The 25,654-nt window shown below is 57.5% G+C and carries 39 protein-coding genes; 16 read left to right on the forward strand and 23 right to left on the reverse strand.

Going from position 1 to position 25,654, the window contains the following annotated elements; all coding sequences use genetic code 11:
* A partial coding sequence (locus ACR0DS_RS11450; RefSeq protein WP_480616737.1) for an EF-Tu C-terminal domain-related protein occupies positions 1 to 302 on the forward strand: 302 nt, incomplete at its 5' end.
* A gap of 131 nt (positions 303 to 433) precedes the next feature.
* On the opposite strand, the gene ACR0DS_RS11455 is transcribed toward ACR0DS_RS11450, so the two are convergent.
* Complete coding sequence (locus ACR0DS_RS11455; RefSeq protein WP_480559520.1) at positions 434 to 1,426, reverse strand: hypothetical protein; 993 nt, start codon at positions 1,424 to 1,426, stop codon at positions 434 to 436.
* Between the two features lie 350 nt (positions 1,427 to 1,776).
* Between ACR0DS_RS11455 and rpsJ the strand changes: the two genes are divergently transcribed.
* From rpsJ to ACR0DS_RS11475, 4 genes are read left to right on the forward strand one after another with little or no spacing between them, the layout of a single operon-like run.
* Complete coding sequence (gene rpsJ, locus ACR0DS_RS11460) at positions 1,777 to 2,091, forward strand: 30S ribosomal protein S10 (RefSeq protein ID WP_008756422.1); 315 nt, start codon at positions 1,777 to 1,779, stop codon at positions 2,089 to 2,091.
* 18 nt (positions 2,092 to 2,109) lie between these two features.
* Positions 2,110 to 2,835, forward strand: coding sequence for a 50S ribosomal protein L3 (gene rplC, locus ACR0DS_RS11465; protein ID WP_171638102.1), 726 nt, complete (start codon positions 2,110 to 2,112; stop codon positions 2,833 to 2,835).
* The gene (gene rplD, locus ACR0DS_RS11470) at positions 2,832 to 3,449 is read left to right on the forward strand and encodes a 50S ribosomal protein L4 (RefSeq protein ID WP_480474058.1); all 618 of its coding nucleotides are present in this window, start codon (positions 2,832 to 2,834) and stop codon (positions 3,447 to 3,449) included. Before rplC ends, rplD begins: the two co-directional genes overlap by 4 nt.
* Complete coding sequence (locus tag ACR0DS_RS11475; protein ID WP_170609990.1) at positions 3,446 to 3,742, forward strand: 50S ribosomal protein L23; 297 nt, start codon at positions 3,446 to 3,448, stop codon at positions 3,740 to 3,742. The genes rplD and ACR0DS_RS11475 overlap by 4 nt, the downstream gene beginning before the upstream one ends.
* A gap of 283 nt (positions 3,743 to 4,025) precedes the next feature.
* On the opposite strand, the gene ACR0DS_RS11480 is transcribed toward ACR0DS_RS11475, so the two are convergent.
* The 21 genes from ACR0DS_RS11480 to ACR0DS_RS11580 form a co-directional block, all read right to left on the reverse strand.
* Entirely contained in the window at positions 4,026 to 4,238 is a 213-nt protein-coding gene (locus tag ACR0DS_RS11480) for a DUF1127 domain-containing protein (protein WP_209505835.1), read from the reverse strand.
* A 247-nt stretch (positions 4,239 to 4,485) separates the two neighbouring features.
* Positions 4,486 to 5,313, reverse strand: coding sequence for a VOC family protein (locus ACR0DS_RS11485; RefSeq protein WP_480559522.1), 828 nt, complete (start codon positions 5,311 to 5,313; stop codon positions 4,486 to 4,488).
* Positions 5,314 to 5,447: 134 nt separating this feature from the next.
* Complete coding sequence (gene rpmD / locus ACR0DS_RS11490) at positions 5,448 to 5,636, reverse strand: 50S ribosomal protein L30 (protein ID WP_480559524.1); 189 nt, start codon at positions 5,634 to 5,636, stop codon at positions 5,448 to 5,450.
* Positions 5,637 to 5,648: 12 nt separating this feature from the next.
* Entirely contained in the window at positions 5,649 to 6,224 is a 576-nt protein-coding gene (rpsE, locus tag ACR0DS_RS11495; protein WP_480554841.1) for a 30S ribosomal protein S5, read from the reverse strand.
* 186 nt (positions 6,225 to 6,410) lie between these two features.
* Positions 6,411 to 6,770, reverse strand: a complete 360-nt coding sequence (rplR, locus tag ACR0DS_RS11500) for a 50S ribosomal protein L18 (RefSeq protein WP_480559526.1) — start codon at positions 6,768 to 6,770, stop codon at positions 6,411 to 6,413.
* An 11-nt stretch (positions 6,771 to 6,781) separates the two neighbouring features.
* Positions 6,782 to 7,315, reverse strand: a complete 534-nt coding sequence (rplF, locus tag ACR0DS_RS11505; protein ID WP_039523384.1) for a 50S ribosomal protein L6 — start codon at positions 7,313 to 7,315, stop codon at positions 6,782 to 6,784.
* 11 nt (positions 7,316 to 7,326) lie between these two features.
* Entirely contained in the window at positions 7,327 to 7,719 is a 393-nt protein-coding gene (gene rpsH / locus ACR0DS_RS11510; protein ID WP_209505841.1) for a 30S ribosomal protein S8, read from the reverse strand.
* Between the two features lie 13 nt (positions 7,720 to 7,732).
* Complete coding sequence (rpsN, locus tag ACR0DS_RS11515) at positions 7,733 to 8,038, reverse strand: 30S ribosomal protein S14 (RefSeq protein ID WP_142639784.1); 306 nt, start codon at positions 8,036 to 8,038, stop codon at positions 7,733 to 7,735.
* 19 nt (positions 8,039 to 8,057) lie between these two features.
* Positions 8,058 to 8,618 carry a 50S ribosomal protein L5 gene (gene rplE / locus ACR0DS_RS11520; RefSeq protein ID WP_480484777.1) on the reverse strand — a complete coding sequence of 187 codons (561 nt, stop codon included), beginning with the start codon at positions 8,616 to 8,618 and terminating at the stop codon, positions 8,058 to 8,060.
* Positions 8,611 to 8,922 (reverse strand): 50S ribosomal protein L24, encoded by a 312-nt coding sequence (rplX, locus tag ACR0DS_RS11525; protein WP_480474055.1) that lies wholly within the window; start codon positions 8,920 to 8,922, stop codon positions 8,611 to 8,613. The genes rplE and rplX overlap by 8 nt, the downstream gene beginning before the upstream one ends.
* Positions 8,923 to 8,924: 2 nt before the next feature.
* Positions 8,925 to 9,293, reverse strand: coding sequence for a 50S ribosomal protein L14 (gene rplN, locus ACR0DS_RS11530; RefSeq protein ID WP_005621870.1), 369 nt, complete (start codon positions 9,291 to 9,293; stop codon positions 8,925 to 8,927).
* A gap of 75 nt (positions 9,294 to 9,368) precedes the next feature.
* Positions 9,369 to 9,599, reverse strand: coding sequence for a 30S ribosomal protein S17 (gene rpsQ / locus ACR0DS_RS11535; RefSeq protein WP_209505845.1), 231 nt, complete (start codon positions 9,597 to 9,599; stop codon positions 9,369 to 9,371).
* Positions 9,600 to 9,603: 4 nt separating this feature from the next.
* Positions 9,604 to 9,810 carry a 50S ribosomal protein L29 gene (rpmC, locus tag ACR0DS_RS11540; RefSeq protein WP_209505847.1) on the reverse strand — a complete coding sequence of 69 codons (207 nt, stop codon included), beginning with the start codon at positions 9,808 to 9,810 and terminating at the stop codon, positions 9,604 to 9,606.
* 203 nt (positions 9,811 to 10,013) lie between these two features.
* Positions 10,014 to 10,517, reverse strand: a complete 504-nt coding sequence (locus tag ACR0DS_RS11545; RefSeq protein WP_480487324.1) for a hypothetical protein — start codon at positions 10,515 to 10,517, stop codon at positions 10,014 to 10,016.
* A 149-nt stretch (positions 10,518 to 10,666) separates the two neighbouring features.
* On the reverse strand, positions 10,667 to 11,287 hold the full coding sequence (locus ACR0DS_RS11550) for a 2OG-Fe(II) oxygenase family protein (RefSeq protein ID WP_480496041.1): 621 nt from the start codon (positions 11,285 to 11,287) through the stop codon (positions 10,667 to 10,669).
* Between the two features lie 235 nt (positions 11,288 to 11,522).
* On the reverse strand, positions 11,523 to 11,936 hold the full coding sequence (gene rplP, locus ACR0DS_RS11555; protein ID WP_480559528.1) for a 50S ribosomal protein L16: 414 nt from the start codon (positions 11,934 to 11,936) through the stop codon (positions 11,523 to 11,525).
* A 12-nt stretch (positions 11,937 to 11,948) separates the two neighbouring features.
* Positions 11,949 to 12,659 (reverse strand): 30S ribosomal protein S3, encoded by a 711-nt coding sequence (gene rpsC, locus ACR0DS_RS11560; RefSeq protein ID WP_209505853.1) that lies wholly within the window; start codon positions 12,657 to 12,659, stop codon positions 11,949 to 11,951.
* Positions 12,659 to 13,039: a 50S ribosomal protein L22 gene (gene rplV, locus ACR0DS_RS11565; RefSeq protein WP_209505855.1), complete on the reverse strand. Its 381-nt coding sequence runs from the start codon at positions 13,037 to 13,039 to the stop codon at positions 12,659 to 12,661. The genes rpsC and rplV overlap by 1 nt, the downstream gene beginning before the upstream one ends.
* Before the next feature lie 3 nt (positions 13,040 to 13,042).
* Complete coding sequence (rpsS, locus tag ACR0DS_RS11570) at positions 13,043 to 13,321, reverse strand: 30S ribosomal protein S19 (protein WP_005980699.1); 279 nt, start codon at positions 13,319 to 13,321, stop codon at positions 13,043 to 13,045.
* Between the two features lie 3 nt (positions 13,322 to 13,324).
* Positions 13,325 to 14,167, reverse strand: coding sequence for a 50S ribosomal protein L2 (gene rplB, locus ACR0DS_RS11575; RefSeq protein WP_170531634.1), 843 nt, complete (start codon positions 14,165 to 14,167; stop codon positions 13,325 to 13,327).
* 192 nt (positions 14,168 to 14,359) lie between these two features.
* Entirely contained in the window at positions 14,360 to 15,310 is a 951-nt protein-coding gene (locus tag ACR0DS_RS11580; protein ID WP_480559530.1) for an FRG domain-containing protein, read from the reverse strand.
* A gap of 156 nt (positions 15,311 to 15,466) precedes the next feature.
* Between ACR0DS_RS11580 and ACR0DS_RS11585 the strand changes: the two genes are divergently transcribed.
* Complete coding sequence (locus ACR0DS_RS11585) at positions 15,467 to 15,652, forward strand: hypothetical protein (RefSeq protein WP_480616739.1); 186 nt, start codon at positions 15,467 to 15,469, stop codon at positions 15,650 to 15,652.
* Between the two features lie 39 nt (positions 15,653 to 15,691).
* Here the strand turns inward: ACR0DS_RS11585 and ACR0DS_RS11590 are convergent, their stop codons facing one another.
* Positions 15,692 to 16,726, reverse strand: a complete 1,035-nt coding sequence (locus ACR0DS_RS11590; RefSeq protein WP_480547319.1) for a fatty acid desaturase — start codon at positions 16,724 to 16,726, stop codon at positions 15,692 to 15,694.
* Positions 16,727 to 17,045: 319 nt separating this feature from the next.
* Between ACR0DS_RS11590 and rplO the strand changes: the two genes are divergently transcribed.
* The 10 genes from rplO (at position 17,046) to ACR0DS_RS11640 (ending at position 25,621) form a co-directional block, all read left to right on the forward strand.
* Positions 17,046 to 17,519, forward strand: coding sequence for a 50S ribosomal protein L15 (gene rplO / locus ACR0DS_RS11595; protein WP_480508519.1), 474 nt, complete (start codon positions 17,046 to 17,048; stop codon positions 17,517 to 17,519).
* A gap of 110 nt (positions 17,520 to 17,629) precedes the next feature.
* Positions 17,630 to 18,994, forward strand: coding sequence for a preprotein translocase subunit SecY (secY, locus tag ACR0DS_RS11600; protein WP_209505860.1), 1,365 nt, complete (start codon positions 17,630 to 17,632; stop codon positions 18,992 to 18,994).
* Positions 18,991 to 19,635 carry an adenylate kinase gene (locus ACR0DS_RS11605; RefSeq protein ID WP_209505861.1) on the forward strand — a complete coding sequence of 215 codons (645 nt, stop codon included), beginning with the start codon at positions 18,991 to 18,993 and terminating at the stop codon, positions 19,633 to 19,635. Before secY ends, ACR0DS_RS11605 begins: the two co-directional genes overlap by 4 nt.
* Before the next feature lie 201 nt (positions 19,636 to 19,836).
* Positions 19,837 to 20,205, forward strand: coding sequence for a 30S ribosomal protein S13 (rpsM, locus tag ACR0DS_RS11610; RefSeq protein WP_209505862.1), 369 nt, complete (start codon positions 19,837 to 19,839; stop codon positions 20,203 to 20,205).
* Between the two features lie 15 nt (positions 20,206 to 20,220).
* The gene (gene rpsK, locus ACR0DS_RS11615; RefSeq protein ID WP_170462414.1) at positions 20,221 to 20,610 is read left to right on the forward strand and encodes a 30S ribosomal protein S11; all 390 of its coding nucleotides are present in this window, start codon (positions 20,221 to 20,223) and stop codon (positions 20,608 to 20,610) included.
* Positions 20,611 to 20,724: 114 nt separating this feature from the next.
* Complete coding sequence (locus ACR0DS_RS11620) at positions 20,725 to 21,741, forward strand: DNA-directed RNA polymerase subunit alpha (RefSeq protein WP_480559532.1); 1,017 nt, start codon at positions 20,725 to 20,727, stop codon at positions 21,739 to 21,741.
* A 175-nt stretch (positions 21,742 to 21,916) separates the two neighbouring features.
* On the forward strand, positions 21,917 to 22,339 hold the full coding sequence (rplQ, locus tag ACR0DS_RS11625) for a 50S ribosomal protein L17 (RefSeq protein WP_480474043.1): 423 nt from the start codon (positions 21,917 to 21,919) through the stop codon (positions 22,337 to 22,339).
* 181 nt (positions 22,340 to 22,520) lie between these two features.
* Positions 22,521 to 22,856 (forward strand): glycosyltransferase, encoded by a 336-nt coding sequence (locus tag ACR0DS_RS11630; RefSeq protein WP_480559534.1) that lies wholly within the window; start codon positions 22,521 to 22,523, stop codon positions 22,854 to 22,856.
* A 65-nt stretch (positions 22,857 to 22,921) separates the two neighbouring features.
* On the forward strand, positions 22,922 to 24,307 hold the full coding sequence (locus ACR0DS_RS11635; RefSeq protein WP_480559536.1) for a trypsin-like peptidase domain-containing protein: 1,386 nt from the start codon (positions 22,922 to 22,924) through the stop codon (positions 24,305 to 24,307).
* Positions 24,308 to 24,310: 3 nt separating this feature from the next.
* Positions 24,311 to 25,621: a replication-associated recombination protein A gene (locus ACR0DS_RS11640; RefSeq protein ID WP_480554832.1), complete on the forward strand. Its 1,311-nt coding sequence runs from the start codon at positions 24,311 to 24,313 to the stop codon at positions 25,619 to 25,621.
* Positions 25,622 to 25,654: the final 33 nt, after the last annotated feature.

Here is a 25,654-nt window from a genome sequence, read left to right on the forward strand (position 1 = left end):
AGCCGGGTTCGGTGACACCGCACACCAAGTTCGAAGCCGAAGCCTATATCCTGACCAAGGAAGAAGGCGGCCGTCACACCCCGTTCTTCGCGAACTACCGTCCTCAGTTCTACTTCCGTACAACTGACGTGACCGGCACCGTGACCCTGGCGGAAGGCACCGAGATGGTCATGCCCGGCGACAACGTGTCGTTTGGCGTTGAGCTGATCGCCCCGATCGCGATGGAAAACGGCCTGCGCTTCGCGATCCGCGAAGGCGGCCGCACCGTCGGCGCCGGCGTCGTGTCGAAGATCGTAGAATAATCCGTAGGCCAGGCTTCAGCCCGGCACATCGGTGAATAAACGAAGGCCGCTCCATAAAGGGGCGGCCTTTTTGTTTACTCTAACCATACGCCGAAGAACCTTGGCTCAGAAGGCGGTGCAGTCGCGAGTTTTCATAGTGTGGAAAAATCGATGTTGAGATAAAGTAGCTCCTCCCCGTCTTCGCTAAAGGTGGCTCTCACACCCATGCCATAAGGTACTGCCTTTAGAATGCGAGTCACAATGCCGGATGTTGGAAAGCGTGGGCCATTTCTCTTGATCGACCATCCGCCGTCGACGCGTAATGTGCCATCTCGGTTCTCGTAGGGTTTTTCGGAACTGATATTCTCGCCCACACGAAAGCCTTGGGCTTCTAGCCAAGATGCAGCCTCAGCCACTCCACCCCATTCGTGTAGCAACCTGAACATGCAGACCTTTGCGTCTCCGATCGTCGAAATCTCATCCCAATCCATTCGCAGCAGATCTTCGCGGATTCCAGCATCTGCGCCGCTCTCAAGGCAGGATTGTGTATCTGGAAACCTGTATGATGCACGCACAACACTGATGTTCATTCTGTGTGAAAACTGTAACTGGAACTCTGGCTGACCAGTATTTAATGGCACCGCTGAAAAAATCAGTGCCGTTGCGAGTGATTTCAGAAAGTAAAGAAGTAGGCCCAGAATCAAGAGTGCAAGGGTTTTCTTTGGGAGGTTTGCATTCCGAAAACCCTCAGGTTGCCAGAGATACTCTTGCTTGATCTTCGGACTTTTCATCCAACGAAGCGTCACCAAGCTTAGTAGGGCCAGAACAAGGAATACACCCAGCAAAATGTAGGAGAAGCCCATTGGAGCACTCAGTAAAAGTGCGATTGCAAGTAACATGGTCCAAGGTGCAACCAATCGTTCTGGATCGATCATTCTGGGCGAAAAACAGAAGGCGAGAATTGAACCCAAAAGGAAGAGGGGGGAAGTCAAAGTAAACAACAGCATCAGTAAAAAAAACTGTATCGCGATTGCGTGGGTATAATGGATGTTGGGATCGTCGTTAAACAGGTGTGCAATATCAAACGCGCCCACATGCAACAAAGCAGGGAAAACAAGTGAATTGGATAACAAGGCTTCCGTCAAAGCGTAGGGTTTCCCACTGATTATAAAAGCAAGTGCGGGTAAGTCTGTCAGATACTAAGACCCAAGGACTACTCAGTTTAGAGTGGTATTCAAGTCGGGTATTCCCAACCAAAAAGTGAAAATTCAGATGCTTCGCGTCGATGTCGTTCTCGGTTCGACACGTGTCTCTCAGCTGCCGTCTGAGAGAGAACCAACTTCCCCCTTGCCAAACCCCGCCAACCCCACTAATACGCGCGAGTTCTCAACAAGAACGTCAAGGCGGGGTGATTCCCGCCTTTTGGGTTCGATGAGGGTTGGCGATGCGCGTCTGTCCTCCTCTCAACCTCAACGCCTGATAAAAGGCTGTTACTATGCAAAGCCAAAATATCCGTATTCGGCTGAAGGCATTTGACTATCGCGTTCTGGATGCCAGCACGCAAGAGATCGTCAACACTGCCAAGCGGACCGGCGCGAACGTGCGCGGCCCGATCCCGCTGCCGAACAAGATCGAGAAGTTCACGGTTCTCCGTGGCCCTCACGTTGACAAGAAATCCCGCGACCAGTTCGAGATCCGCACGCACAAGCGTCTGCTCGACATCGTTGATCCGACCCCCCAGACCGTGGACGCGCTGATGAAGCTCGACCTGGCTGCTGGTGTGGACGTCGAGATCAAGCTGCAGTCGTAAGATCGGAGGGTATAGAATATGCGCTCTGGTATTATCGCAAAAAAAGTTGGCATGACCCGCCTGTTCATGGAAGACGGCAAGCAGATCCCTGTGACCGTTCTTCACCTGGACAACCTGCAGGTTGTTGCACAGCGGACCGCTGAAAAAGACGGCTACACCGCCGTTCAGCTGGGCGCTGGTGCTGCCAAGGCAAAACGCACCTCGAAGGCCATGCGCGGCCACTACGCCGCTGCCAAGGTCGAGCCCAAGCGCAAGCTGGCCGAGTTCCGCGTCTCCGAAGATGGCCTGATCGAAGTGGGCGCCGAAATCTCGGCAGAGCACTTCCTGGCTGGTCAGAAGGTAGACGTGTCGGGCACCTCGATCGGTAAAGGCTTTGCCGGTGCGATGAAGCGCCACAACTTCGGTGGTCTGCGCGCCTCGCACGGTGTGTCGATCAGCCACCGTTCGCACGGCTCGACCGGTCAGTGTCAGGATCCGGGCAAGGTGTTCAAAGGCAAGAAGATGGCCGGTCACATGGGTGCTGCCCGTGTTACCACCCAGAACCTCGAGGTGGTCAAAACCGACGCCGACCGTGGTCTGGTCTTCATCAAAGGCGCCGTTCCCGGACCGAAATCGGGCTGGGTCACCGTCAAGGACGCCGTGAAGAAGAAAGCACCGGAAGGCCTGCCTTTCCCGGCTGCTGTGAAATCGGCTGCAACCGAAGCACCTGCGGAAGAAGTATCCGCGGAAGGTGGTGAAGCATGAAACTTGATGTAATCAAACTGGACGGCGGCAAGGCCGGCGACATCGAGCTGGATGCAGACCTGTTCGGCCTCGAGCCGCGCGCGGACATCCTGCACCGTGTGGTCCGTTGGCAGCGCAACAACGCGCAGGCCGGCACCCACAAGGTCAAGACCCGCTCGGAAACCAGCTACTCGACCAAGAAGATCTATCGCCAGAAGGGCACCGGTGGCGCACGCCATGGTGACCGTAACGCACCGATCTTCCGCAAGGGTGGTGTTTACAAGGGCCCGACCCCTCGTTCGCACGGCCACGACCTGCCGAAAAAGTTCCGCAAGCTTGGCCTGCGCCACGCTCTGTCGGCCAAAGCCAAAGCAGGTGAACTGGTTGTGATCGAGAACGCCGAAGCCGAAGGCAAGACCGCCGCACTGGCCAAACAGGTTGCAAACCTGGGCTGGAAACGCGCTCTGGTCATCGACGGCGCGACCGTGAACGAAGGGTTCCTGAAGGCGTCGCGCAACATCGAAGGTTTGGATATCCTGCCGTCGATGGGTGCAAACGTTTATGACATCCTCAAGCGTGACACCCTGGTGCTCACCAAAGCGGCTGTCGAAGCACTGGAGGCTCGTCTGAAATGAGCGCGAAGGCAGAACACTACGACGTGATCCGCAAGCCGATCATCACCGAAAAGTCGACCATGGCGTCCGAAAATGGCGCGGTTGTCTTTGAAGTGGCGATCGAAAGCAACAAGCCGCAGATCAAAGAGGCCGTTGAGGCACTGTTTGGTGTGAAGGTCAAGGCGGTGAACACCACCGTGACCAAAGGCAAGGTCAAGCGGTTCCGCGGCCAGCTGGGCCGTCGGAAAGACGTCAAGAAAGCATATGTGACCCTGGAAGAGGGTAACACAATCGACGTAAGCACCGGTCTCTGATCCAACGCTTACAGCGACACTTTTCGGCCCCGGTGGATCACTCCTCCGGGGCCGATTTCGTTTCAGACGTCAAAACTCTGGGTTTGCGCGTCAGGGCAGGGCGGTCACACGCCCTCCAGCGGCCGCTCAGGGCAATTCTGGCGTCACCGGCACTGTGGGCCGCATCAAACAGCTATCGCACCCTCTGACGGCCGCTGAGCGGCCTGCTCGCGGGGCAGGGCCTGCACTGAACATAGAAAAGGCGCCCTAAGGCGCCTTTGGGTCGTTTCAATTGTGTGAGTGGTTACGAGCAATATACGTGCCGGTGCGCGATATCTGCGATGTCGCAGCGGCGGATGCCGATATCGTCCAGCTCACGGTTGCTCAGACGCTGCAACTCGGTATAGGTGCGCTGATACTCAGCAGCACGTGCGCGGGCTGTTTTGATCCGTGTGATCATGTCAGCGATCCGGGTGCCGAAGTTGAAGCCGGTATGGGTCAGTGTCGCAGTTGTCATCTCTTTATTCCTTTCTCGTATCAGGGCGTATTCCCTGACGTTTCCTTTTGTGTTCCTTCATTGGACAAGGCAGAGATAGGAGCGTTTGCTATCGCTAACAACGCAGATTTTGGTCTAGCCGGTATGCATGCGGCGAATAACATTCGCGGGTTGGCTTGTTCGTAGCCTGGTTCCCATTCCTATTGGCTTGGATTTTGCAGCTGACCTGCAAATCGACGCAATGGCCATCTGCGGGTTGCAGCGACCATTAGTTTGTTCCTAAAACCGGACCCACCTGCTGAAATGCAAAATAAAGCCCCGTCGGATCGCGAAATACACGCGGTGCATGCTGCGCGCTATTCCGTGATCGAACACGCACTTCGGACGCTCCAAGCGTCAAAGCATCACGTACCGCATTCTCGATAGCAGTGACCTTAATTCCAGGTAGCCAGGCGCATCTTCCACGTATCTTTATATCTGGTGAAGCAACCACAGGAATATGTGAAAGCCACTGACCTGGCCCGGTCGCGCCCGTGCCATCCGTCTTCGAAGATGTTCGGTCAAACAACGATTGGTAGAATTCGACTGGAAACTCCGGGCCTTCGCTCAGATAAACCTCTGTTGTGAACTGTTGTGTAGGTATCGGGTAATCGTGTTGTGAAACGGAAATGCCAAACCTGGCTCCCAAGGTGTCCAACAATAAGCAGTTTCGCCCGACGCCGGGCACATCAAAGGGGCGTCGAATGATGCGCGCGCCCAGCTTCTCGGCACGCTTTGAATACTTGTCAACATCGGGAACCTCGAAATAGGGAAGCCAGCCGGCATCAAAGCCCGCTGGAGTCTTGGTAAATCCACTTCCGGCTTCCCCATTCAAAAGAGCAAGAGTGAATTCCCCCTTTCCGCGGCCCCAGACATAGTCTTCTGTGCTTTCCTTAATGAAATCCCACGATGCTACACGGCCATAGAAAGCCTCGGAAGCGTTCAGATCAGGCGTAAAGAGGTCATGCCAAACGATCCGTCCTGTCTTATCCGCACTCACTTCAAGAACCTCCTGCGTGAAACACGCTGGATAGCCCATCATAATCCAATTGGTCATTGATACAGATCAATCTGAACATGGCGCTCCAGAAATCCGGGTTGGAGGAAGGAATCCCCAAGAAGCTGAAGTGCCAACAATAAACGCCCCCGAATTTACCGGAGGCGTTTTTGTTCTTTCCGATGAAGGCGGGCTTAGCCGCGTTCTTCGATGATCTCTACCAGATGCGGGATCTTGCGGATCATGCCGCGCACCGAAGGAGTATCCTCCAGCTCACGGGTTCTGTGCATCTTGTTCAGGCCCAGGCCGATCAGGGTTGCGCGCTGTTCGGCGGGGCGACGGATCGGCGAACCGATCTGTTTGACGACGATGGTTTTTGCCATGACGTGCTCTCCTTATGCTTCTGCTTCTGCTTCAGCAGCAGCCGGTGCTTCGTCCCGCTTGGGCAGGATGTCAGCAACCTTTTTGCCACGACGTGCGGCAACCGAACGCGGGCTCTGCTCTTTCTGCAGGCCGTCGATGGTGGCGCGGATCATGTTGTACGGGTTCTGCGAGCCCAGCGACTTGGACACAACGTCCTTGACGCCCAGCATTTCGAACACGGCACGCATCGGACCACCGGCGATGATACCGGTACCTTCAGGCGCGGCGCGCATAACCACTTTACCGGCGCCGTGACGGCCCTCGATGTCGTGGTGCAGGGTCCGACCTTCGCGCAGCTGCACGCGGATCATCTGACGCTTGGCTTGCTCAGTCGCCTTGCGGATGGCCTCAGGTACTTCTTTCGCTTTACCCTTGCCAAAGCCGACGCGGCCTTTCTGATCGCCGACAACCACCAGAGCGGCGAAGCCAAAGCGCTTACCACCTTTTACGGTTTTCGACACGCGGTTGATTGCGACCAGGCGATCTGCAAATTCCGGCGTTTCTTCACGGTCGCGGCCACGGCCCCGACGGTTTTCACGTTCTGCCATTTGGCATCCCTTTTTCTCTAGAGGCGCTTGCGGCGCCAATTACTCAATCGAAGTGAACCCGTGAATGACATTCTGGGGCTCCCCGATCATCGAGGCGGGCGGACCCGCCTTCAAAGTGCCGGTGCCGGGCTGAAGCCCGGCCTACGGCGTCGTATCCGGTAAGCCGGGCTTCAGCCCGGCGCACCATCAGATCTTCAGGCCACCTTCACGCGCAGCGTCGGCGATAGCCTTCACTTTGCCGTGGAACAGGAAGCCGCCACGATCGAAATAGGCCTCTTCGACGCCTGCCTTCTTGGCACGCTCGGCGATGGCCGCGCCCACTTTTGTGGCCGCTTCGACGTTGTTCTTGCCAACAACACCCAGATCTTTTTCCAGGGTCGAGGCCGAGGCCAGGGTCACGCCACGTACGTCGTCGATCAGCTGAACAGAGATGTTCTTGTTCGAACGGTGTACGGACAGGCGCGGACGACCCGCGTTGACCTTGCGAAGTTTGTTCCGAACGCGCAGGCGGCGCTTCAGAAACAGGGTTCTTTTGCTGTTTGCCATTGTCTGCGTCCTTACTTCTTCTTGCCTTCCTTGCGGAAGATGAACTCGCCCTTATAGCGGATGCCCTTGCCTTTGTACGGCTCGGGGCGGCGCCACTCGCGGATTTTGGCCGCGGTTTCGCCCACCAGCTGCTGGTCGATACCTTCCACAACGATCTCGGTCTGCTTCGGTGCGGTGATGGTGACACCTTCCGGAGCTGTGAAATCAACATCGTGGCTATAACCCAGGTTCAGCTTCAGGGTGTTGCCCTGCATCTGCGCCCGGTAACCAACACCCTGGATCTCCAGCTCTTTTTTGAAGCCTTCGGTCACACCGGTTACCAGGTTGGCAACCATGGTGCGGCTCATGCCCCACTGCTGGCGGGCACGCTTGGACATGCCGCGAGGGTCGATCTTGACCACGTTGTCTTCAACCGACAGCGTCACGTCGTCGGTGGCGGTGAAGCTGCGGGTGCCTTTCGGACCTTTGACTTCGATGGTCTGACCCGACACAGAGGCGGTTACGCCGCTGGGCAGCTCGACCGGTTTTTTACCAATACGAGACATTGCAGACCTCCTTAGAAGACGGTGCAGAGCACTTCGCCGCCAACATTGTTGGAGCGAGCGTTTGCGTCCGACATCACACCTTTCGGAGTGCTGACAATCGACACGCCCAGACCCTGACGGACCTGCGGGATGTCATTGACGCCCATGTATACGCGGCGACCGGGTTTCGAAACCCGCTTCAGTTCGCGAATGACAGGGGTGCCTTCGTAGTATTTCAGGCTGATTTCGATGGCCGGATGACCGTTTTCACCGGTCGTCTTTTCATAGCCTCGGATGTAGCCTTCGTCCGCCAGCACGTCCAGAACCCAAACACGCAGCTTCGACGCCGGAGTGGAAACGGTGGACTTGCCGCGCATTTGCGCGTTGCGGATACGGGTGAGCATATCGCCGATAGGATCATTCATATCTATGTCTCCCTTACCAGCTCGATTTCACCATGCCGGGGATCTGACCAGCAGAACCCAGCTCGCGCAGCATGATACGGCTGACCTTCAGCTTACGGTAGTAAGCGTGGGGACGACCGGTCAGCTGACAACGGTTGTGCAGACGGGTAGCCGAGCTGTTGCGCGGCAGTTTCGCCAGTTTCAGACGCGCTTTGAAACGCTCTTCCATCGGCTTGCTCTCGTCATTCGCGATTTCTTTCAGCTCGGCACGCTTTGCGGCATATTTGGCCACCAGGCGTTCGCGCTTCTTCTCGCGTTCGATCATTGCTTTTTTAGCCATGTCTCAATCCTCCCGGCGCTTACGCGTTGAACGGCATGTTGAATGCTTTCAACAGTGCCTTTGCTTCAGCGTCGGTTTTCGCTGTGGTGGCAATTACGATATCCAGGCCCCAGACCTCGTCGACCTTGTCGAAGTCGATTTCCGGGAACACGATGTGCTCTTTCATGCCCATGGCAAAGTTGCCACGACCATCGAAAGAGGGCTTAACACCGCGGAAGTCACGAATGCGCGGCATTGCGATCGTGATCAGACGATCCAGGAATTCGTACATCCGGTCACCGCGCAGGGTCACTTTCGCACCCAGCGGCATGTCTTCCCGGACGCGGAAACCCGCGATCGACTTCTTCGCCTTGGTTGAGACGGCCTGTTGACCGGCAATTGCAGTCAGATCCTCGACAGCGGCTTTCGCTTTCTTCGAGTCTTTGACGGCCTCAGCACCACAACCGATGTTCAGAACGATTTTTTCCAGCTTGGGCAGCTGCATGTCGTTCTTGTAGCCGAACTCTTCTTTCAGAGCGGCACGGATGGTCTCGGCGTACTGCGCTTTCAGGCGCGGGGTGTAGGTTGCGTTATCAAGCATCGATCACGTCCCCTGTGGTCTTGGCGAAACGCACCTTCTTGTCACCTTCCATGCGGAAGCCAACGCGGGTTGCTTTGCCGTTCTTGTCCAGCAGTGCCAGGTTCGACAGCTCGATCGGGTTTGCCTGAGGCAGGCGACCACCTTGCGAGGTTTGCGACTGGCGGGTGTGGCGGATGGCGATGTTGATGCCATCGACCACAGCTTTACCGGCTTTGGGGTCAACCGAGGTGATAGTTCCCTCTTTGCCCTTGTCCTTGCCGGACAGCACGACGACCTTGTCGCCTTTGCGGAGTTTAGCAGCCATAATTACAGCACCTCCGGAGCCAGCGAGATGATTTTCATGAAGTTCTTCGCGCGCAGTTCACGAACAACGGGGCCAAAGATACGGGTACCTACGGGCTCGTTGTTGTTGTTCAGGATGACGGCGGCGTTGCGATCGAAACGGATCGCGGTGCCGTCTTCGCGACGGACTTCTTTGGCGGTGCGTACGACGACGGCCTTGCGGACGTCACCTTTCTTTACGCGGCCGCGCGGGATGGCTTCCTTCACCGAGACGACAATGATGTCGCCAACGGAGGCGTATTTACGCTTGGAACCACCCAGGACCTTGATGCACTGAACTCGGCGTGCGCCAGAGTTGTCAGCGACATCCAGATTGGTCTGCATCTGGATCATGTGGTTTCTCCCGACCTGTGGGGGCTGGTCTGATTAAATCCCCCAGGGTTTCGACAAATGAAAAATCCCGGAAGCTTACGCTTCCAGAACTTCCCAACGTTTCGTCTTCGATTTCGGCGCGCATTCGATGATGCGTACAGAGTCGCCGACCTTGAAGGCGTTCTTTTCGTCATGAGCCCGGTATTTCTTGGACTTACGAACGGTTTTGTGCAGCAGCGGGTGCTTGAAACGGCGCTCGACCAGCACGGTGATGGTCTGTTCGTTGGCGTCGCTGGTCACGGTGCCTTGCAGGATACGCTTGGGCATCTGATTACTCCTCGGATGCCGCGGCAGCGGCCTTTTCGTTCAGGATGGTTTTGACGCGGGCAGCGTTGCGGCGGGCCGCTTTGATGCCAGCAGTGTTTTCCAGCTGACCGGTTGCCTGTTGAAAGCGCAGGTTAAAGCTTTCTTTCTTCAGGTTGACCAGTTCCTCGCGGAGCTGATCAGGGGTCTTGTCACGCAGTTCTTGGGCGTTCATCGCCTTTTTCCTTTGCTCAAAACACCAGAAGGCCCCGTACACGGGTCACCTTTGACCTGGTGGATGAATGATAGACATACGAATCGCCCGACAACGCCGGGAGACCGCAAGATGCCGCTCTATAGGGGGTTAGGGGTGGGGTGGCAAGGGAAAGTTTGCCATGCGGGAACAGGGAAATTCCCAAAATCAAAAACCCGCGTGCGTCACCGTGTCAGACCCTGGCTATTTGCCACTCTGGTCAGTACGGACAGCATCTCGGAAACCTCTTCCGGCGAAAGACGGCCATGACCGTCCAGGAACGCTCCGATGTCACGCCCGGTATATCGCCCCGTCAGCTTCCCTTCGTCAAGGATCAGATTGTTTCGCACAAGCTCCACGGCGGTCACATGGCAAATACGGCATTTCTCGATGAAGACACCGCCCGAGTCCCGGATAATCCGGAAATGAGCAAGCAGTACCTCGGCCTTGTCCGTAGTCACCCCGCCATGACCGGAGCGCAAGTAATTTTCGACCGCCCGTCCGGACCGGGCTCCGACCAGCACGCCATCTGACACATTAAGCTCATCCCAAACGAAATCACCGGAATGGGGGGCGTGGCATCCGGAACAGCTGTTTTCGTAGATGCGGTGCGGGTCGACCTCCTGTCCCACTACGCCAGTCGCGCTTGAGACCAGTAGCCCTATGATCAATGTGACAAATCTCAGCACGGTGTGTCCGATCAAACCAGATACGCGGCACTCCGGTCCGACTCATCAGGCAGACCGACGCATTGGAGCGGAGTCTACAACGAGCAGGCTTAAGTGTGCTTGATCCCGATCAATCAAACAGGTGCAGAAGTCAGCCCTGCCAGAAACGGTCACTCCCACTTATAGTTGAAACTCACTGAAATCCGCTCTTCCTCGGCCATGTTCATCGGCACCTCGTGGCGCAGCCAGCTTTCCCACAGCAGAACATCGCCCACCTGCGGCTTCACATAGATGAAGGGCTGCAAATCGCGTCGCCCGCCTTTCAGCCGCGTCGGCGCGGCCATCATGCGGCCTGAGCGGGGGTCTTCCAGCTTCAGCGCGCTCGCGCCTTCGGGCATCGCCACATAGGTGGTGCCGGAAATCACACTGTGCGGGTGCAGATGGCTGGAATGCATGCCACCCTCGGGCAGGATGTTGATCCACAGGTCTTCCAGCTTCAGCTCACCCTCACCCAGATCAAACTCCAGATCCTTGGCAAAAGCCGCCACATGGCTGTCCAGCGCTTTGACCAGATCGGCGAATATCGGAAACCGCCAGGGCAGGTCGGTCAGCGAAGCATAGCTGGTGTAACCGGGATAGCCGTTTTCTTCGCACCAGTCCTGACCGGCCTCGTCATCCTCGGCGATGACAAGGCACGAGCTTTCCAACTCCTCCGCATCGATCGGGGGACCGAACTCGGACAAAGAGGCACGATAGAGGCGGGTGACGAAGAGTGATTCAATCTGTGGCATGGCGCTGTCTTAAACCAGCCGCGCGGTGAAGGCGATGGCTGTTTTGCGAGGCTCTGCCTCGCGCTCCGGGATATTTGCAGCCAGATGAAGAACGGATCCCCTGCTTCATCTGGCCCAAAATATCCCGGGGGAGGCGCGCGGCACGCGCGGCGGGGGCAGAGCCCCCTAAAGAAAAACCCCCGCCGGTGTTTCGACGGGGGTCAATCTAGTCACGAGCGGGGGTGCCCCGGATCGCTTACCAGTCTTCGCGAACCACGACGCGGGTCTTGATCGGCAGCTTCATCGCAGCCAGGCGCAGGGCCTCGCGGGCGATTTCGTCATTGACGCCGTCGATCTCGAACATCACGCGACCAGGTTTGACCTTGCAAACCCAGCGGTCGACCGAACCCTTACCTTTACCCATACGAACTTCGATCGGCTTTGCCGTGACCGGAGTGTCGGGGAAGATGCGGATCCAGACACGGCCCTGACGCTTCATGTGACGCGTCATGGCACGACGTGCAGCCTCGATCTGGCGTGCGGTTACACGCTCAGGCTCAATCGCTTTCAGGCCGTAGGTGCCAAAGTTCAGATCAGAGCCGCCCTTGGCTTCGCCCTTGATCCGGCCTTTGTGCAACTTGCGGAATTTTGTACGCTTTGGTTGAAGCATATCTTTCCCTCCTTAGCGACGACCGCCACCAGCACCACGAGGTGCAGGGCCGTCCTGGAGTTCCTGTGCTTTACGGTCACGTGCCTGCGGATCGTGCTCCATGATCTCCCCTTTGAAGATCCAGACCTTGATCCCGATGATCCCGTAGGGGGTCATCGCTTCGGCATGTGCGTAATCGATGTCGGCGCGCAGCGTGTGCAGCGGCACACGGCCTTCGCGGTACCATTCGGTCCGTGCGATTTCGGCACCACCCAGACGGCCAGCGACGTTCACCCGGATACCCAGGGCGCCCATGCGCATGGCGTTCTGTACGGCACGCTTCATCGCGCGGCGGAACGAAACACGGCGTTCCAGCTGCTGAGCGATCGACTCGGCAACCAGTTGACCGTCAAGTTCGGGCTTGCGCACTTCGACGATGTTCAGGTGCAGTTCGCTGTCGGTCATCGCAGCCAGCTTCTTGCGCAGGACTTCGATGTCCGCACCTTTCTTGCCGATGATGACACCCGGACGTGCGGTGTGGATCGTAACGCGGCACTTCTTGTGCGGACGTTCGATGATCACACGGGCAACACCGGCCTGCTTGCACTCTTTCTGAATGAACTCACGGATCTTGAGGTCTTCCAGAAGAAGATCACCGTAGTCCTTGGTATCTGCGTACCAGCGGCTGTCCCAGGTGCGGTTGACCTGAAGGCGCATGCCGATCGGATTGACTTTATGTCCCATTAGGCTTGCTCCTCAACTTGACGCACCTTGATGGTGATCTCCGAGAACGGCTTCATGATCTTGCCGAAACGGCCACGGGCACGCGGGCGACCGCGCTTCATGACCAGGTTCTTGCCAACCCAGGCTTCGGCGACGATCAGCTCGTCAACGTCCAGGTTGTGGTTGTTTTCGGCATTCGCGATTGCGGACTGCAGGCACTTCTTGACGTCCTGCGCGACGCGCTTGTTCGAGAAAGTCAGGTCGGTCAGGGCCTTCTCGACTTTCTTGCCGCGGATCATAGCTGCTACCAGGTTCAGTTTCTGCGGGCTGGTGCGAAGCATGCGCGTTTTCGCCATTGCTTCGTTTTCAGCCACGCGGCGGGGGTTCTTTTCCTTGCCCATGACTTACTTCCGCTTCGCTTTTTTGTCTGCGGCGTGGCCATAATAGGTCCGTGTCGGCGAATATTCACCGAACTTCTGACCGATCATGTCTTCCGAGACGTTTACCGGGATATGCTTCTGGCCGTTGTACACACCAAAGGTCAGACCCACGAACTGGGGCAGGATGGTGGAACGACGCGACCAGATCTTGATGACTTCGTTGCGGCCCGACTCGCGCGCTGCTTCGGCTTTTTTCAGCACGTAAGCATCGACGAAAGGACCCTTCCAAACAGAGCGAGACATGGATTAACGTCCCTTCTTCTTGGCGTGCCGCGAGCGGATGATCAGCTTCTGGGACGCTTTGTTCTTGTTGCGGGTACGCTTACCCTTGGTGTCCTTACCCCACGGCGTAACCGGTGTACGGCCACCCGAGGTACGACCCTCACCACCACCATGCGGGTGATCGATCGGGTTCATAGCAACACCACGAACCGACGGACGAACGCCCTTGTGGCGCATACGACCGGCTTTACCAAGGTTCTGGTTGCTGTTGTCGGGGTTGGACACGGCACCGATGGTGGCCATGCATTCCTGACGGACCATGCGCAGCTCGCCCGAGCTCAGACGGATCTGAGCGTAACCGCCATCGCGGCCCACGAATTGCGCGTAAGTACCGGCCGCACGTGCGATCTGACCGCCTTTGCCAGGCTTCATCTCGATGTTGTGGACGATGGTACCGATGGGCATGCCCGAGAACGGCATTGCGTTGCCCGGCTTGATATCGGCCTTTGCCGACGCGATGACCTTGTCACCAACAGCCAGACGCTGCGGAGCCAGGATATACGCCTGCTCGCCGTCTTCGTATTTTACCAGTGCGATGAACGCGGTCCGGTTCGGGTCATATTCGATCCGCTCGACGGTTGCCGCGACATCAAATTTGTTCCGTTTGAAGTCAACGATCCGGTAGAGACGCTTTGCGCCACCGCCGCGGCGGCGTGAAGTGATCCGTCCGGTGTTGTTCCGGCCGCCCGATTTGGTCAAACCCTCTGTGAGAGACTTGACCGGACGTCCTTTCCAAAGCTCCGAACGGTCGATCAGCACCAGCCCGCGCTGGCCCGGCGTCGTCGGCTTGTACGACTTGAGTGCCATGCTTTCTGTCTTCCGTTTAGCAAGTGCAGGGGAGGTCCCCCGCTATGTGATAGGCCCCCGTAGGTGCCAAAGGTATAGGGCCCCGAAGGTCCCCGGTTGCAAAATATCTAAGGCCCCGGAACGAATCCGAGGCCGCAAGATTGGGAGCGTTTAGCAGTGTTGGGGGTGGGTGGCAAGGGGGGTTAGTGCGTTTCAGGCACCTCGTCTTTTTATCTTTGCGGCTGTTATCTCCAAGCTTGGGAAGAGCGCCTCTTCATTAATACCCAAACTATCTAGCTCACTCAAAATACCATTTTTGTTTTTTGGTGCGACGTATATTTCATACGTATCAAAATTCTTAAGGAAATGACGCGTTGGCAAACGACTACGTTTACGTTCTGCAAAAATACCCTCTCTTTCTGGGTTGAACAAACCGAATATTAGGAATGCACCACTTTGCGAGGCGATACGCACATCTAGCTTTCTTGGCAAAACCGCTACTATCTGAGAAAGATCATCGGGATGGAGAGTATCACCTACACTTGGGTTGTCCCGGTTAGCCAATCTCAAGATTTCTCTAATTTCTGAATTTGCATTGAATTTAGAGACATAGGCTTTGTTGAAATCTTCTTCCGACCCGTCCGTTGTTTCTCGCAGCGCATCCTCACGGCACCGCAACAAGTGTTTTCTTAATGAGTTTTTCTTTTCGAACGGCAAATATGCTAAGTTGCAAAGGACGGCCACGCTCTCGCTATCAAAGAAGCGCTTTCTTAGCGAAATGGGGTTGAAGACTATAACTTCGCCCGCTGGACGCCTGGGAAGGGTCTCAGAAGAAGAGCTGGAAGCGCTACGACACGCAAAATACAAAGCGACCAAAGGATTTTTGGTAACGTCTAGCAATCGTGTGGGGAGGCCGTAATGTTGCGCTCGAGCCAGCCACTCAAAGGTACTTAGATCACGAGAGAAATCTTCTGGATGCTCGGCCAACAATTCACGGATCATCTCGTGTTCGCGCTGTTTCCAATCTTCAGATCGCAAAACTGACGGTTCAGCTTTATAGGCCCTGTCTTCATGACCTCTGTACAGTAGCTCACCGCTGTTCCATTCAGAGTTTCGCTCGGAGATCTGTTCGATGTACTCAGATAGGTTTTTTATATAGGGCATAATCGATTAACAACTTTGAATTTACTGTAACAAAGGCCTTCTCAATAGTTATCAAAAGGGCAAAAGTCTTTCAGTTCAAACAAATTTCACCCACTGCAATTTGTTTTCAGCGCGAATGAAGTGAAAAGTCAGACAGCAAAATGAACAAGTAGTACGTTGCCCCAAGCGCGGGACAAGGCCGAAGGCCGCCGCGCCAGCGACTGCCCGTCCCGGCGGGCTGGCGCTTTGGGGGCCTTTGCGCCTCGCTACGAATTCACACGTGTCTGGTACCATAAAGCACGCGGATCAGCTGTTGCAGCGCCACCCCACGGGCAGTCGCTGGCGCGGCTCACGGACCGGTAACTCTGAAAACTCCGCCTGCGCTCGACGCCACGGAACCCCTCACCCGTAAAGTGCCCGCGCCTCGGCGAAGGACAGCAGTCGACGGCTTTGCTCATCCCACAGGTGCAGGCGCGCGTTGGCGAGGCTTTCGCGGATGGTCATCCGGTTGCTGTTGGCCAGCTCATCATGGTCGCGCAGCACTTCGGTCAGGCGATAGAACGGAATGCGGCTGTACAGGTGATGCACGTGGTGGATGCCGATATTGGCGGTGAACCACTGCAACACGGACGGCAATATATAATGAGAGCTTCCGTGCAGCGCCGCTTCGTGCAACTGCCAGTCTTCATCGGCGTCCCAATGCGTGTCCTCGAACTGGTGTTGCACATAGAAAAGCCATACCCCGGCGGTGGCGGCAATCAGGGTCGAGGGCAGGAAGATCAGAACCATCGGCATCAGCCCGCCAAAATAGTAAATGGCCACAAGCGCAACCAGAATGGCAAGATTGGTGGCCATCGCGCTGACCCAGAACCGGACGCTGTCGGTCAGGCCCAGTGGAAGGCGGTTCTGAAACAGGAACAGATATCCGGGGCCAAAGACGAACAGGGTGATCGGGTTTCGATACACACGATACCAGAACCGGTTCATCGGGGTTTTCGCCTGATATTCGGCCACGGTCAGGGTGTGGATATCGCCCATCCCGCGTTTGCCCAGATTGCCGGAACTGTTGTGATGTGTGGAATGCGTGCGGCGCCAGACATCATAAGGTGTCAGCGTCAGAACTCCGATCGAGCGTCCAACCCAGTCACTGACCGTCCGGTTCTTGAAGAACGCGCCGTGCCCGCAATCATGCTGGATGGCAAACAGGCGCAACAGAAAGGCCGCGTTGAGAACAGAGATCGCAAAAGCCAGCCAATAGCTGACCGACAGCGACATCCAGGACAAAGCCCAGAGCGCGAAGAAGGGGATGATACTGACGCCCAGCTCAAACGCGCTGCGCAGCTGGTCGGGTTCGCGATATTTGGCAAGCGTTGTTACCCAGTCACGTGCAGCGGTAGTCTCCGGCTGTTTCCGGGTCGAGAGAGTGGTTTCAGTCATGCGCCTGCCAAGTTCTTGTTTGTGGCAATCCGGATAGACTACCGCCCGGTCATGGCAAGCGATAATTGCCAAAATCGCCATATTTCGTGCTCGATTTTCGGTCAGACCCCGGTGAAGGTGTCCTTTTGGGTTCACCCGCGGGGCCGGTCCCGGGGCTTTTGCCGGTCATGACAAGCGGCTGGCGATCTACAGTCTTGCCAAGCCCTGCCATCGGGCCTATACGCCTGCGGTGGCTTTTTGGCCGCGAGAATCAAAACCAAGAAATGCCGTGTTTGGCCCATCACGCTTCGGGGGTCATATCCGGCTTAGGAGAAGCGAAATGAAACTGAACGAATTGCGCGACAATCCTGGCGCCGCCCCAAAACGCACCCGCGTTGGCCGTGGTCCGGGTTCCGGCAAAGGTAAAATGGGTGGCCGTGGTATCAAAGGCCAGAAATCCCGCTCGGGTGTGGCCATCAATGGCTATGAAGGCGGTCAGATGCCCTTGTACCAGCGTCTGCCCAAGCGTGGCTTCAACAAGCCAAACCGCAAGGAATTCGCCGTCATCAACCTGGGCCTGATCCAGAAATTCGTCGAAGCCGGCAAGCTGGACGCCAAGGCCGCGATCACCGAAGACGCTCTGGTTGCGTCAGGTCTGGTCCGCCGCAAGCTGGACGGTATCCGCGTTCTGGCCAAAGGCGAGATCAGCGCCAAGGTGAATCTGGAAGTGACCGGTGCGTCGAAAGCTGCTGTCGAGGCAGTTGAAAAAGCGGGCGGTTCACTGAAAGTCACAAAAGCCGCTGCGGCAGAGTAAGCGCTTGTGAGCGGGCAAAGACCCGCTTACATAGACTTCAGAGTTTTCCAAGACGCCGTCCGAGCCGGAAAACGGTTCCGGGCGGCGTTTGCATAAGAGAGACCGACTTTATGGTATCAGCAGCAGAACAAATGGCAGCCAACACAAGCTGGGCTGCCCTTGGCAAGGCCACCGATCTGCGCAACCGCATCCTGTTCACGCTGGGTTTGCTGATCGTCTATCGTCTGGGCACCTTCATTCCGGTGCCGGGGATCGACGGAGCAGCATTGCGCGAGTTCATGGAACAGGCGGGGCAGGGCATCGGCGGCATGGTTTCGATGTTTACGGGCGGGGCGCTTGGCCGAATGGGCATCTTTGCCCTTGGCATCATGCCCTATATCTCGGCCTCGATCATCGTGCAGCTGCTGACATCGATGGTTCCCGCGCTCGAACAGCTCAAGAAAGAGGGCGAGCAGGGCCGCAAGAAGATCAACCAATACACCCGTTTCGGCACCGTGGCTCTGGCCACCGTGCAGGCCTACGGTCTGGCTGTGTCGCTGGAATCGGGCGATCTGGCGACCGATCCGGGCCTCTTCTTCCGCATGTCGACCATGATCACGCTGGTTGGTGGCACCATGTTCCTGATGTGGCTGGGTGAGCAGATCACCGCGCGCGGCATCGGCAACGGTATCTCTCTGATCATTTTCGTCGGCATCATCGCCGAGGTTCCCGCCGCCCTGGCGCAGTTCTTCGCGTCGGGCCGTTCGGGCGCAATCAGCCCCGCCGTGATTGTTGGCGTGATCGTGATGGTGATTGCCGTCATCATGTTCGTGGTCTTCATGGAACGGGCGCTGCGAAAGATCCATATCCAGTACCCGCGCCGTCAGGCCGGGATGAAAATCTACGAAGGTGGCTCCAGCCACCTGCCGGTCAAGGTCAACCCCGCGGGCGTGATCCCGGCGATCTTTGCCAGCTCTCTGCTGCTGCTGCCGGTGACGATCTCGACCTTCTCGTCGGGCGCTGCAAACGGGCCGGTCATGTCGTGGCTGCTGGCCAATTTCGGCCCCGGACAGCCGCTGTATCTGCTGTTCTTCGCGTCGATGATCGTGTTCTTTGCGTATTTCTACACGTTCAACGTGTCGTTCAAACCGGACGATGTGGCGGACAACCTGAAAAAGCAGAACGGGTTCGTGCCCGGTATCCGCCCCGGCAAGAAAACCGCCGAGTATCTGGAATACGTGGTCAACCGCGTGCTGGTGCTGGGGTCGGCCTATCTGGCCGCCGTCTGTCTGCTGCCTGAAATCCTGCGGGGCCAATTTGCCATCCCGTTCTATTTCGGCGGCACCTCGGTTCTGATTATCGTCTCCGTGACCATGGATACGATCCAGCAGGTTCAGAGCCATCTTCTGGCGCACCAATACGAAGGGCTTATCGAAAAGTCTCAACTGCGCGGCAAAAGCAAGAAACGCGGCAGGAAGGGACCCTCTCGTCGATGAATATCATTCTGTTGGGCCCCCCGGGGGCAGGGAAAGGAACGCAGGCGCGTCACTTGGTTGAAACACGCGGCATGGTGCAGCTCAGCACGGGCGACATGCTGCGCGAAGCCAAGACCTCGGGCACCGAGATGGGTCGCAAGGTTGCGGCGATCATGGACGCGGGCAAGCTGGTCACCGATGAAATCGTGATCGGCCTGATCGAAGAGAAGCTGACCACCGAAACAGGCGCTGGTTTCATCTTTGACGGCTTTCCCCGCACGCTGGCGCAGGCCGATGCGCTGGCCGCTCTGCTGACCAAGCTGGGCCAGTCGCTGCACACCGTGATCGAGATGCGCGTTGATGACGACGCGCTGGTGGGCCGGATCACCGCACGCTCAACCTGCGGCGGATGTGGTGAAGTCTATAACGACAACACCAAGCCGATCCCGGCGGATGGCAAATGCACCAATTGCGGCAAGGAAAATGACTTCCAGCGCCGCGCCGATGACAACGAAGACAGCCTGCGCACGCGCCTGATGGAATACTACAAGAAGACGTCTCCGCTGATTGGCTATTACTACGCCAAGGGCGATCTGCGCCCCGTGAACGGGCTGGCGGATATCAAGGAAGTGACGGCCTCGATCGAGGCGATACTGGGTTGACCGAAAGTTGGGGCTTGACGGCCCCACCAAAAGCCCATATCGACCCCCATCCCTAAAGGGAATCAAGACTGCATGCGGGATTCGTCCCAATTGCCCCGACCACCTCGAATAATACTGGACCCTCTGGCGTCACTGCCACGGTAAAGTGTTGTGAAAAAAGGTTCCGGAGTTACGGAACCGCAACAAAAAGGAAAGTGACACGTGGCACGTATTGCCGGCGTAAACATCCCGACTGCAAAGCGGGTTCCAATCGCCCTCACATATATCACCGGTATCGGCAACACCTCGGCCAACGCAATCTGCGAAGCCGTGGGCATTGAAGCGCACCGCCGCGTCAATGAACTGTCGGATGCCGAAGTTCTGGCCATCCGCGAACATATCGACGCCAACTACACCGTCGAAGGTGACCTGCGTCGCGAAGTTCAGATGAACGTCAAGCGTCTGATGGACCTGGGCTGCTATCGCGGTCTGCGTCACCGCCGCAACCTGCCGGTTCGCGGTCAGCGTACCCACACCAACGCTCGTACCCGCAAAGGCCCCGCAAAGGCCATTGCCGGTAAGAAGAAATAAGGGAGGGTCTGACCGATGGCACGCGATAAGACTCGCATCAAGCGCAAAGAGCGCAAGAACATCGCATCGGGCGTTGCCCATGTGAACTCGACCTTCAACAACACCAAGATCCTGATCTCGGACGTACAGGGCAACGCCATCTCGTGGTCGTCTGCCGGTACCATGGGCTTCAAGGGATCGCGGAAATCTACCCCGTATGCCGCGCAGATGGCTGCGGAAGACGCAGGCAAGAAAGCGCAGGAACATGGCGTCAAGACGCTGGAAGTCGAAGTTCAAGGCCCCGGTTCGGGTCGTGAGTCGGCTCTGCGCGCACTGGCTGCCGTGGGCTTCAACATCACGTCGATCCGTGACGTGACCCCTATTGCTCACAACGGCTGCCGTCCGCCGAAGCGTCGTCGCGTCTAAGCGATCTGAAATTAAGCTGGGGCTGTGTTTTTACACGGCCCCAGCACGTCATTTTGAACCTCGGGCGTCTGCACCTTGTTGGTCATGGGGCGCGGGCAGGAATGGAGGGATTACATGATCCACAAGAATTGGGCAGAATTGATCAAGCCGAACCAGCTGGAAGCCAAGCCGGGCAACGACCCTGCGCGTCAGGCGACCCTGGTTGCCGAACCGCTGGAGCGTGGTTTTGGTCTGACCCTGGGCAACGCCCTGCGTCGCGTTTTGATGAGCTCGCTGCAAGGCGCGGCCATCACCAGCGTCCAGATCGACAACGTCCTGCACGAGTTCTCCTCGGTTGCGGGCGTGCGCGAAGACGTCACCGACATCATCCTGAACCTCAAGCAGGTTGCCCTGCGCATGGAAGTCGAAGGCCCCAAGCGCCTGTCGATCAATGCCAAAGGTCCGGCAATCGTTACCGCAGGTGACATCAGCGAAAGCGCAGGTATCGAGGTTCTGAACCGCGATCACGTCATCTGTCACCTGGACGACGGCGCCGACCTGTTCATGGAGCTGACCGTCAACACCGGTAAGGGTTACGTTTCGGCTGAAAAGAACAAGCCGGAAGATGCGCCCATCGGCCTGATCCCGATCGACGCGATCTATTCGCCGGTCAAGAAAGTCGCCTATGACGTGCAGCCGACCCGCGAAGGTCAGGTTCTGGACTATGACAAGCTGACCCTGAAGATCGACACCGACGGTTCGATCACCCCCGATGACGCACTGGCCTACGCCGCGCGCATCCTGCAGGATCAGCTGTCGATCTTCGTCAACTTCGACGAGCCGGAATCGGCAAACCGTCAGGACGAAGACGATGGTCTGGAGTTCAACCCGCTGCTGCTCAAGAAAGTGGACGAGCTGGAACTGTCGGTCCGTTCGGCAAACTGCCTGAAGAACGACAACATCGTCTATATCGGCGACCTGATCCAGAAGACCGAAGCCGAGATGCTGCGCACCCCGAACTTCGGCCGCAAGTCGCTGAACGAGATCAAGGAAGTGCTGTCCGGCATGGGTCTGCACCTCGGCATGGATGTCGAGGACTGGCCGCCCGACAACATCGAAGATCTGGCAAAGAAATTCGAAGACGCGTTCTAAGCATCTTCGGCTGCGGCGGCGGGGCCAACCTGCCGTCGCAGGTTTTGTACATTTCGGACCAATGGGGTCTGAAAGCCGGTACAAAACGTACAATCCGGGCAATCCCGCCCCAAGGTGAGCCTCTGACACGCATCGGAGGCCGGACAAAGCAAAACGCGAAAGAAGGAATTGAAAAATGCGTCACGCACGTGGTTACCGCCGCCTGAACCGTACTCATGAGCACCGCAAGGCTCTGTTTGCAAACATGGCTGGCTCGCTCATCGAACATGAGCAGATCAAGACAACTCTGCCCAAAGCAAAAGAACTGCGCCCGATCATCGAAAAGCTGATCACTCTGGGCAAGCGCGGCGACCTGCACGCCCGCCGTCAGGCCGCAGCACAGCTGAAAGAAGACAAAGACGTCGCCAAGCTGTTCGAAGTTCTGGGCCCCCGCTATGCTGAGCGTCAGGGCGGTTATGTCCGCATCCTGAAAGCCGGATTCCGCTATGGTGACATGGCTCCGATGGCGATCATCGAATTCGTCGATCGCGACATCGATGCCAAAGGCGCCGCGGACAAAGCCCGCGCTGCCGCCGAAGAGGCCGCAGCCGAAGAATAAGCACGACGGTCATCGACCTGATGCGCCTGCCCGAGCAATCGGGCGGGCTTTTTTGTGCCTCAGCTAACCAATTGCCTTCATTCGATTTGCGCCATAAGTTCAGGCTGTTATGGCAAGTGAACCTGCAGCAGGATACTCAGGCAAACCGCTCTGGGCGAAACTGGGATTCAAACCCGGATACATGGTCCGTACACTCAACGCCCCTGCCCATTATGCAAACCTGCCAGCGGGTGCCGACGGTGTTCTGTTCGACCCCGTAGCCGATCTCGCGGATGCGGTTCACATGTTCCTGAACCACCCGGACCAGATCGCCGAAATGGCCGCTGAGCAAATCGCCCACATACGGCCCGGAGGAATGCTGTGGGTCTCCTGGGCCAAGAAATCTTCGCCACTGCACGCAGGTGTGACCGAGGATATGCTGCGCAATGAAATCCTGCCGCTGGGCTGGGTCGACGTGCAGGTTTGCGCGGTTGACGCCGATTGGTCCGGGCTCAAGTTCCTGCGCCGCCGAAGCTGAGCGCGCGGCTTGCATTTATCGCCTTTGCCCCGCATATCCCAAGGATGATCTAATCCGGAGCCCCCATGATCCGCGCATCCTTTATCGCTCTTATGCTTGTCATGGCCCTGCCAGCATTTGCCGAAACCCGCGTCCCGCAATCACAGTCCGAAATCTCTCTGGGCTTTGCTCCGGTGGTCAAAAAGGCCTCGCCTGCGGTGGTGAATATCTACGCCAAGATCGTGCGGCAGGGGCGGGCCAGCCCATTTTATTCGGACCCGTTCTTTCGGGATTTCTTCGGCGGCAGCCTGGGAACGCCGCAGCCGCGGGTTCAGAACTCGCTGGGCTCCGGGGTCATCCTGTCTGAAGATGGCTACGTTGTTTCCAACTACCATGTTGTAGGCTCGGCGACCGAGATCAGGGTCGTGACAACCGATCGGCGCGAGTTTTCTGCCACGGTCGTACTGGGGCACGAAGAAAGCGATATTGCGATCCTGCTTCTGGAAGAGGCGCAAGATCTGCCCTACCTGACCCTGCGCGATTCCGATCAGGTCGAGGTTGGCGAACTGGCCCTTGCCATCGGCAACCCGTTCGGGGTGGGGCAGACGGTGTCCTCTGGCATCATCTCGGGCTTGGCGCGTACAGGTACGGCGACGGGCAATGCGCGCGGGTATTTCATTCAGACAGATGCAGCGATCAATCCGGGAAATTCCGGCGGTGCGCTGATTGATATGAACGGGGACCTGATCGGGATCAACACGTCTATTCTGACACGCTCGGGCGGGTCGAATGGTATCGGTTTTGCCATCCCCGCAAATCTTGTGGCCGAGTTCCTGAAACAGGCACAGCAGGGCAATGACAGTTTTGTCAGCCCTTGGGCAGGCATGACCGGTCAGCATATGAGCGCGGATATTGCTGAATCCCTTGGTCTTGCCATCCCACTGGGTGTTGTCATCTCGGACCTGCATGACCTTAGCCCGCTGCGCGAGGCGGGGCTTAAGGTGGGGGATGTCGTGACCCATGTGGACGGGGACGAAGTGAACTCACCTGCCGAGATGAAGTTTCGCATGTCTGTCGCAGGGGTTGGGGGAACATCGGTTCTGACACGGCTGCGTGGCACCCAGAGCGAAGAGGTTGAGGTGGCACTGATCAAAGCGCCCGAAGTCCCGGCGGCTGAAGAGACGACATTGGATGAAGACACTGTCCTGCCGGGGCTGGTGGTGTCCCGCGTCAACCCTGCGGTGATCTCTGATATGGGCTTGCCACTGTCCCAGACAGGTGTCGTTGTTGTTGATCCCGGTCCCTATGGTGGACGCGCAGGTTTGCGATCGGGGGATATTCTTGAAAGCATCAATTCCAATGACATCGAACGTCCTGGGGATGTAGAGAATGCGCTGACAGATCCGGGTCGTCGTGTGCAGATGGGTCTTCTGCGCGGTGGCCGGTCAGTCTCATTGCGGTTCCGGCTGTAACCCGTGAGCGATCTGTTCGATACCGGGCCAACGGAACCCACCGCTGCGCCACACCGTCCCCTGGCGGACCGGTTGCGCCCGCAGACTCTTGCCGAGGTCATCGGTCAGGAACAGGTTCTTGGCCCGAATGCGCCGCTGGGGGTCATGCTGGCGTCGGGCAGTCTGTCCAGCCTGATCTTCTGGGGGCCGCCCGGTGTCGGAAAGACGACGATCGCACGGTTGCTGGCGCAGGAAACCGATCTGCATTTCGTTCAGATCAGTGCGATTTTCACCGGTGTGCCGGATTTGAAGAAGGTTTTCGAAGCGGCCAAGATCAGGCGTCAGAATGGGCAGGGGACCTTGCTGTTCGTGGACGAGATTCACCGCTTCAACAAGGCACAGCAGGACGGTTTTCTGCCGCATATGGAGGACGGCACGATCCTTCTTGTCGGGGCAACGACCGAGAACCCGTCCTTTGAGCTGAACGCCGCTGTTCTCAGCCGGTCGCAGGTTCTGGTGCTGGAACGGCTTGGCCTTTCCGATCTTGAACGCCTGACCCAGCGTGCCGAAAAAGAGCTGGGCCGCGCGTTGCCGTTGACACCCGCAGCCCGCGATGCGTTGCAGGAAATGGCCGATGGGGACGGACGGGCGTTGTTGAACCTGATCGAACAGGTCTCGGCCTGGAAGGTGGATGCGCCACTGGACACGGACGCGCTGTCGACGCGGCTGATGCGGCGGGCGGCGAAATATGACAAGTCGGGCGATGAACATTACAACCTGATTTCAGCCCTGCACAAATCGGTGCGCGGGTCCGACCCGGACGCGGCGCTGTACTGGTTTGCGCGAATGCTGACAGGGGGCGAAGACCCGCGCTATCTGGCGCGTCGGATCACACGGATGGCGGTCGAGGATATCGGTCTGGCCGACCCGCAGGCGCAGGCCATCTGCCTGCAATCCTGGGAAACGTATGAGCGGCTCGGCTCTCCCGAAGGTGAGCTGGCGCTGGCGCAGGCGCTGGTCTATCTGGCCCTGGCCCCGAAATCCAACGGTGCTTATGTCGGCTATAAGGCAGCGATGCGGCTGGCCAAGCAATCAGGCAGCGAGCCACCACCCAAACATATCCTGAATGCCCCCACATCACTGATGAAGGATCAGGGATATGGTGCTGGCTATGCGTATGACCATGACGCCGAAGACGGGTTTTCCGGTCAGAACTATTTTCCCGAAACGATGAAACGCCCGGTTTTGTATCAACCGGTCGAGCGCGGGTTCGAGCGTGAGCTGAAAAAGCGCCTCGATTACTTCGCCAAGCTTCGGACCCAGCGCAACAGCTAGGCTGGCTGGGAATGTATTGACCGCGCCGAGAAG

This window comes from Ruegeria sp. AF5, from assembly GCF_056541905.1.

Bases quoted from the DNA above. Each gene is read 5' to 3' on its own strand.
- rpsJ (WP_008756422.1), top strand. From the start codon at position 1,777: ATGCAAAGCCAAAATATCCGTATTCGGCTGAAGGCATTTGACTATCGC.
- ACR0DS_RS11630 (WP_480559534.1), top strand. From the start codon at position 22,521: ATGGTCCGTACACTCAACGCCCCTGCCCATTATGCAAACCTGCCAGCG.
- ACR0DS_RS11605 (WP_209505861.1), top strand. From the start codon at position 18,991: ATGAATATCATTCTGTTGGGCCCCCCGGGGGCAGGGAAAGGAACGCAG.
- rplV (WP_209505855.1), bottom strand. From the start codon at position 13,039: ATGGGCAAGGAAAAGAACCCCCGCCGCGTGGCTGAAAACGAAGCAATG.
- ACR0DS_RS11590 (WP_480547319.1), bottom strand. From the start codon at position 16,726: ATGACTGAAACCACTCTCTCGACCCGGAAACAGCCGGAGACTACCGCT.
- rplQ (WP_480474043.1), top strand. From the start codon at position 21,917: ATGCGTCACGCACGTGGTTACCGCCGCCTGAACCGTACTCATGAGCAC.
- rplP (WP_480559528.1), bottom strand. From the start codon at position 11,936: ATGCTTCAACCAAAGCGTACAAAATTCCGCAAGTTGCACAAAGGCCGG.
- secY (WP_209505860.1), top strand. From the start codon at position 17,630: ATGGTATCAGCAGCAGAACAAATGGCAGCCAACACAAGCTGGGCTGCC.
- rplD (WP_480474058.1), top strand. From the start codon at position 2,832: ATGAAACTTGATGTAATCAAACTGGACGGCGGCAAGGCCGGCGACATC.
- rplE (WP_480484777.1), bottom strand. From the start codon at position 8,618: ATGCTTGATAACGCAACCTACACCCCGCGCCTGAAAGCGCAGTACGCC.
- rplR (WP_480559526.1), bottom strand. From the start codon at position 6,770: ATGGCAAACAGCAAAAGAACCCTGTTTCTGAAGCGCCGCCTGCGCGTT.
- ACR0DS_RS11480 (WP_209505835.1), bottom strand. From the start codon at position 4,238: ATGACAACTGCGACACTGACCCATACCGGCTTCAACTTCGGCACCCGG.
- rplX (WP_480474055.1), bottom strand. From the start codon at position 8,922: ATGGCTGCTAAACTCCGCAAAGGCGACAAGGTCGTCGTGCTGTCCGGC.
- rpsS (WP_005980699.1), bottom strand. From the start codon at position 13,321: ATGTCTCGCTCTGTTTGGAAGGGTCCTTTCGTCGATGCTTACGTGCTG.
- rpsN (WP_142639784.1), bottom strand. From the start codon at position 8,038: ATGGCTAAAAAAGCAATGATCGAACGCGAGAAGAAGCGCGAACGCCTG.
- ACR0DS_RS11580 (WP_480559530.1), bottom strand. From the start codon at position 15,310: ATGCCCTATATAAAAAACCTATCTGAGTACATCGAACAGATCTCCGAG.
- rplC (WP_171638102.1), top strand. From the start codon at position 2,110: ATGCGCTCTGGTATTATCGCAAAAAAAGTTGGCATGACCCGCCTGTTC.
- rpsC (WP_209505853.1), bottom strand. From the start codon at position 12,659: ATGGGACATAAAGTCAATCCGATCGGCATGCGCCTTCAGGTCAACCGC.
- ACR0DS_RS11550 (WP_480496041.1), bottom strand. From the start codon at position 11,287: ATGCCACAGATTGAATCACTCTTCGTCACCCGCCTCTATCGTGCCTCT.
- ACR0DS_RS11620 (WP_480559532.1), top strand. From the start codon at position 20,725: ATGATCCACAAGAATTGGGCAGAATTGATCAAGCCGAACCAGCTGGAA.
- rpsH (WP_209505841.1), bottom strand. From the start codon at position 7,719: ATGAATGATCCTATCGGCGATATGCTCACCCGTATCCGCAACGCGCAA.
- rpsE (WP_480554841.1), bottom strand. From the start codon at position 6,224: ATGGCAGAACGTGAAAACCGTCGGGGCCGTGGCCGCGACCGTGAAGAA.
- rpsK (WP_170462414.1), top strand. From the start codon at position 20,221: ATGGCACGCGATAAGACTCGCATCAAGCGCAAAGAGCGCAAGAACATC.
- ACR0DS_RS11635 (WP_480559536.1), top strand. From the start codon at position 22,922: ATGATCCGCGCATCCTTTATCGCTCTTATGCTTGTCATGGCCCTGCCA.
- rpmC (WP_209505847.1), bottom strand. From the start codon at position 9,810: ATGAACGCCCAAGAACTGCGTGACAAGACCCCTGATCAGCTCCGCGAG.
- rplB (WP_170531634.1), bottom strand. From the start codon at position 14,167: ATGGCACTCAAGTCGTACAAGCCGACGACGCCGGGCCAGCGCGGGCTG.
- ACR0DS_RS11475 (WP_170609990.1), top strand. From the start codon at position 3,446: ATGAGCGCGAAGGCAGAACACTACGACGTGATCCGCAAGCCGATCATC.
- rpmD (WP_480559524.1), bottom strand. From the start codon at position 5,636: ATGGCAAAAACCATCGTCGTCAAACAGATCGGTTCGCCGATCCGTCGC.
- rpsQ (WP_209505845.1), bottom strand. From the start codon at position 9,599: ATGCCCAAGCGTATCCTGCAAGGCACCGTGACCAGCGACGCCAACGAA.
- rplO (WP_480508519.1), top strand. From the start codon at position 17,046: ATGAAACTGAACGAATTGCGCGACAATCCTGGCGCCGCCCCAAAACGC.
- rplN (WP_005621870.1), bottom strand. From the start codon at position 9,293: ATGATCCAGATGCAGACCAATCTGGATGTCGCTGACAACTCTGGCGCA.
- ACR0DS_RS11485 (WP_480559522.1), bottom strand. From the start codon at position 5,313: ATGACCAATTGGATTATGATGGGCTATCCAGCGTGTTTCACGCAGGAG.
- rplF (WP_039523384.1), bottom strand. From the start codon at position 7,315: ATGTCTCGTATTGGTAAAAAACCGGTCGAGCTGCCCAGCGGCGTAACC.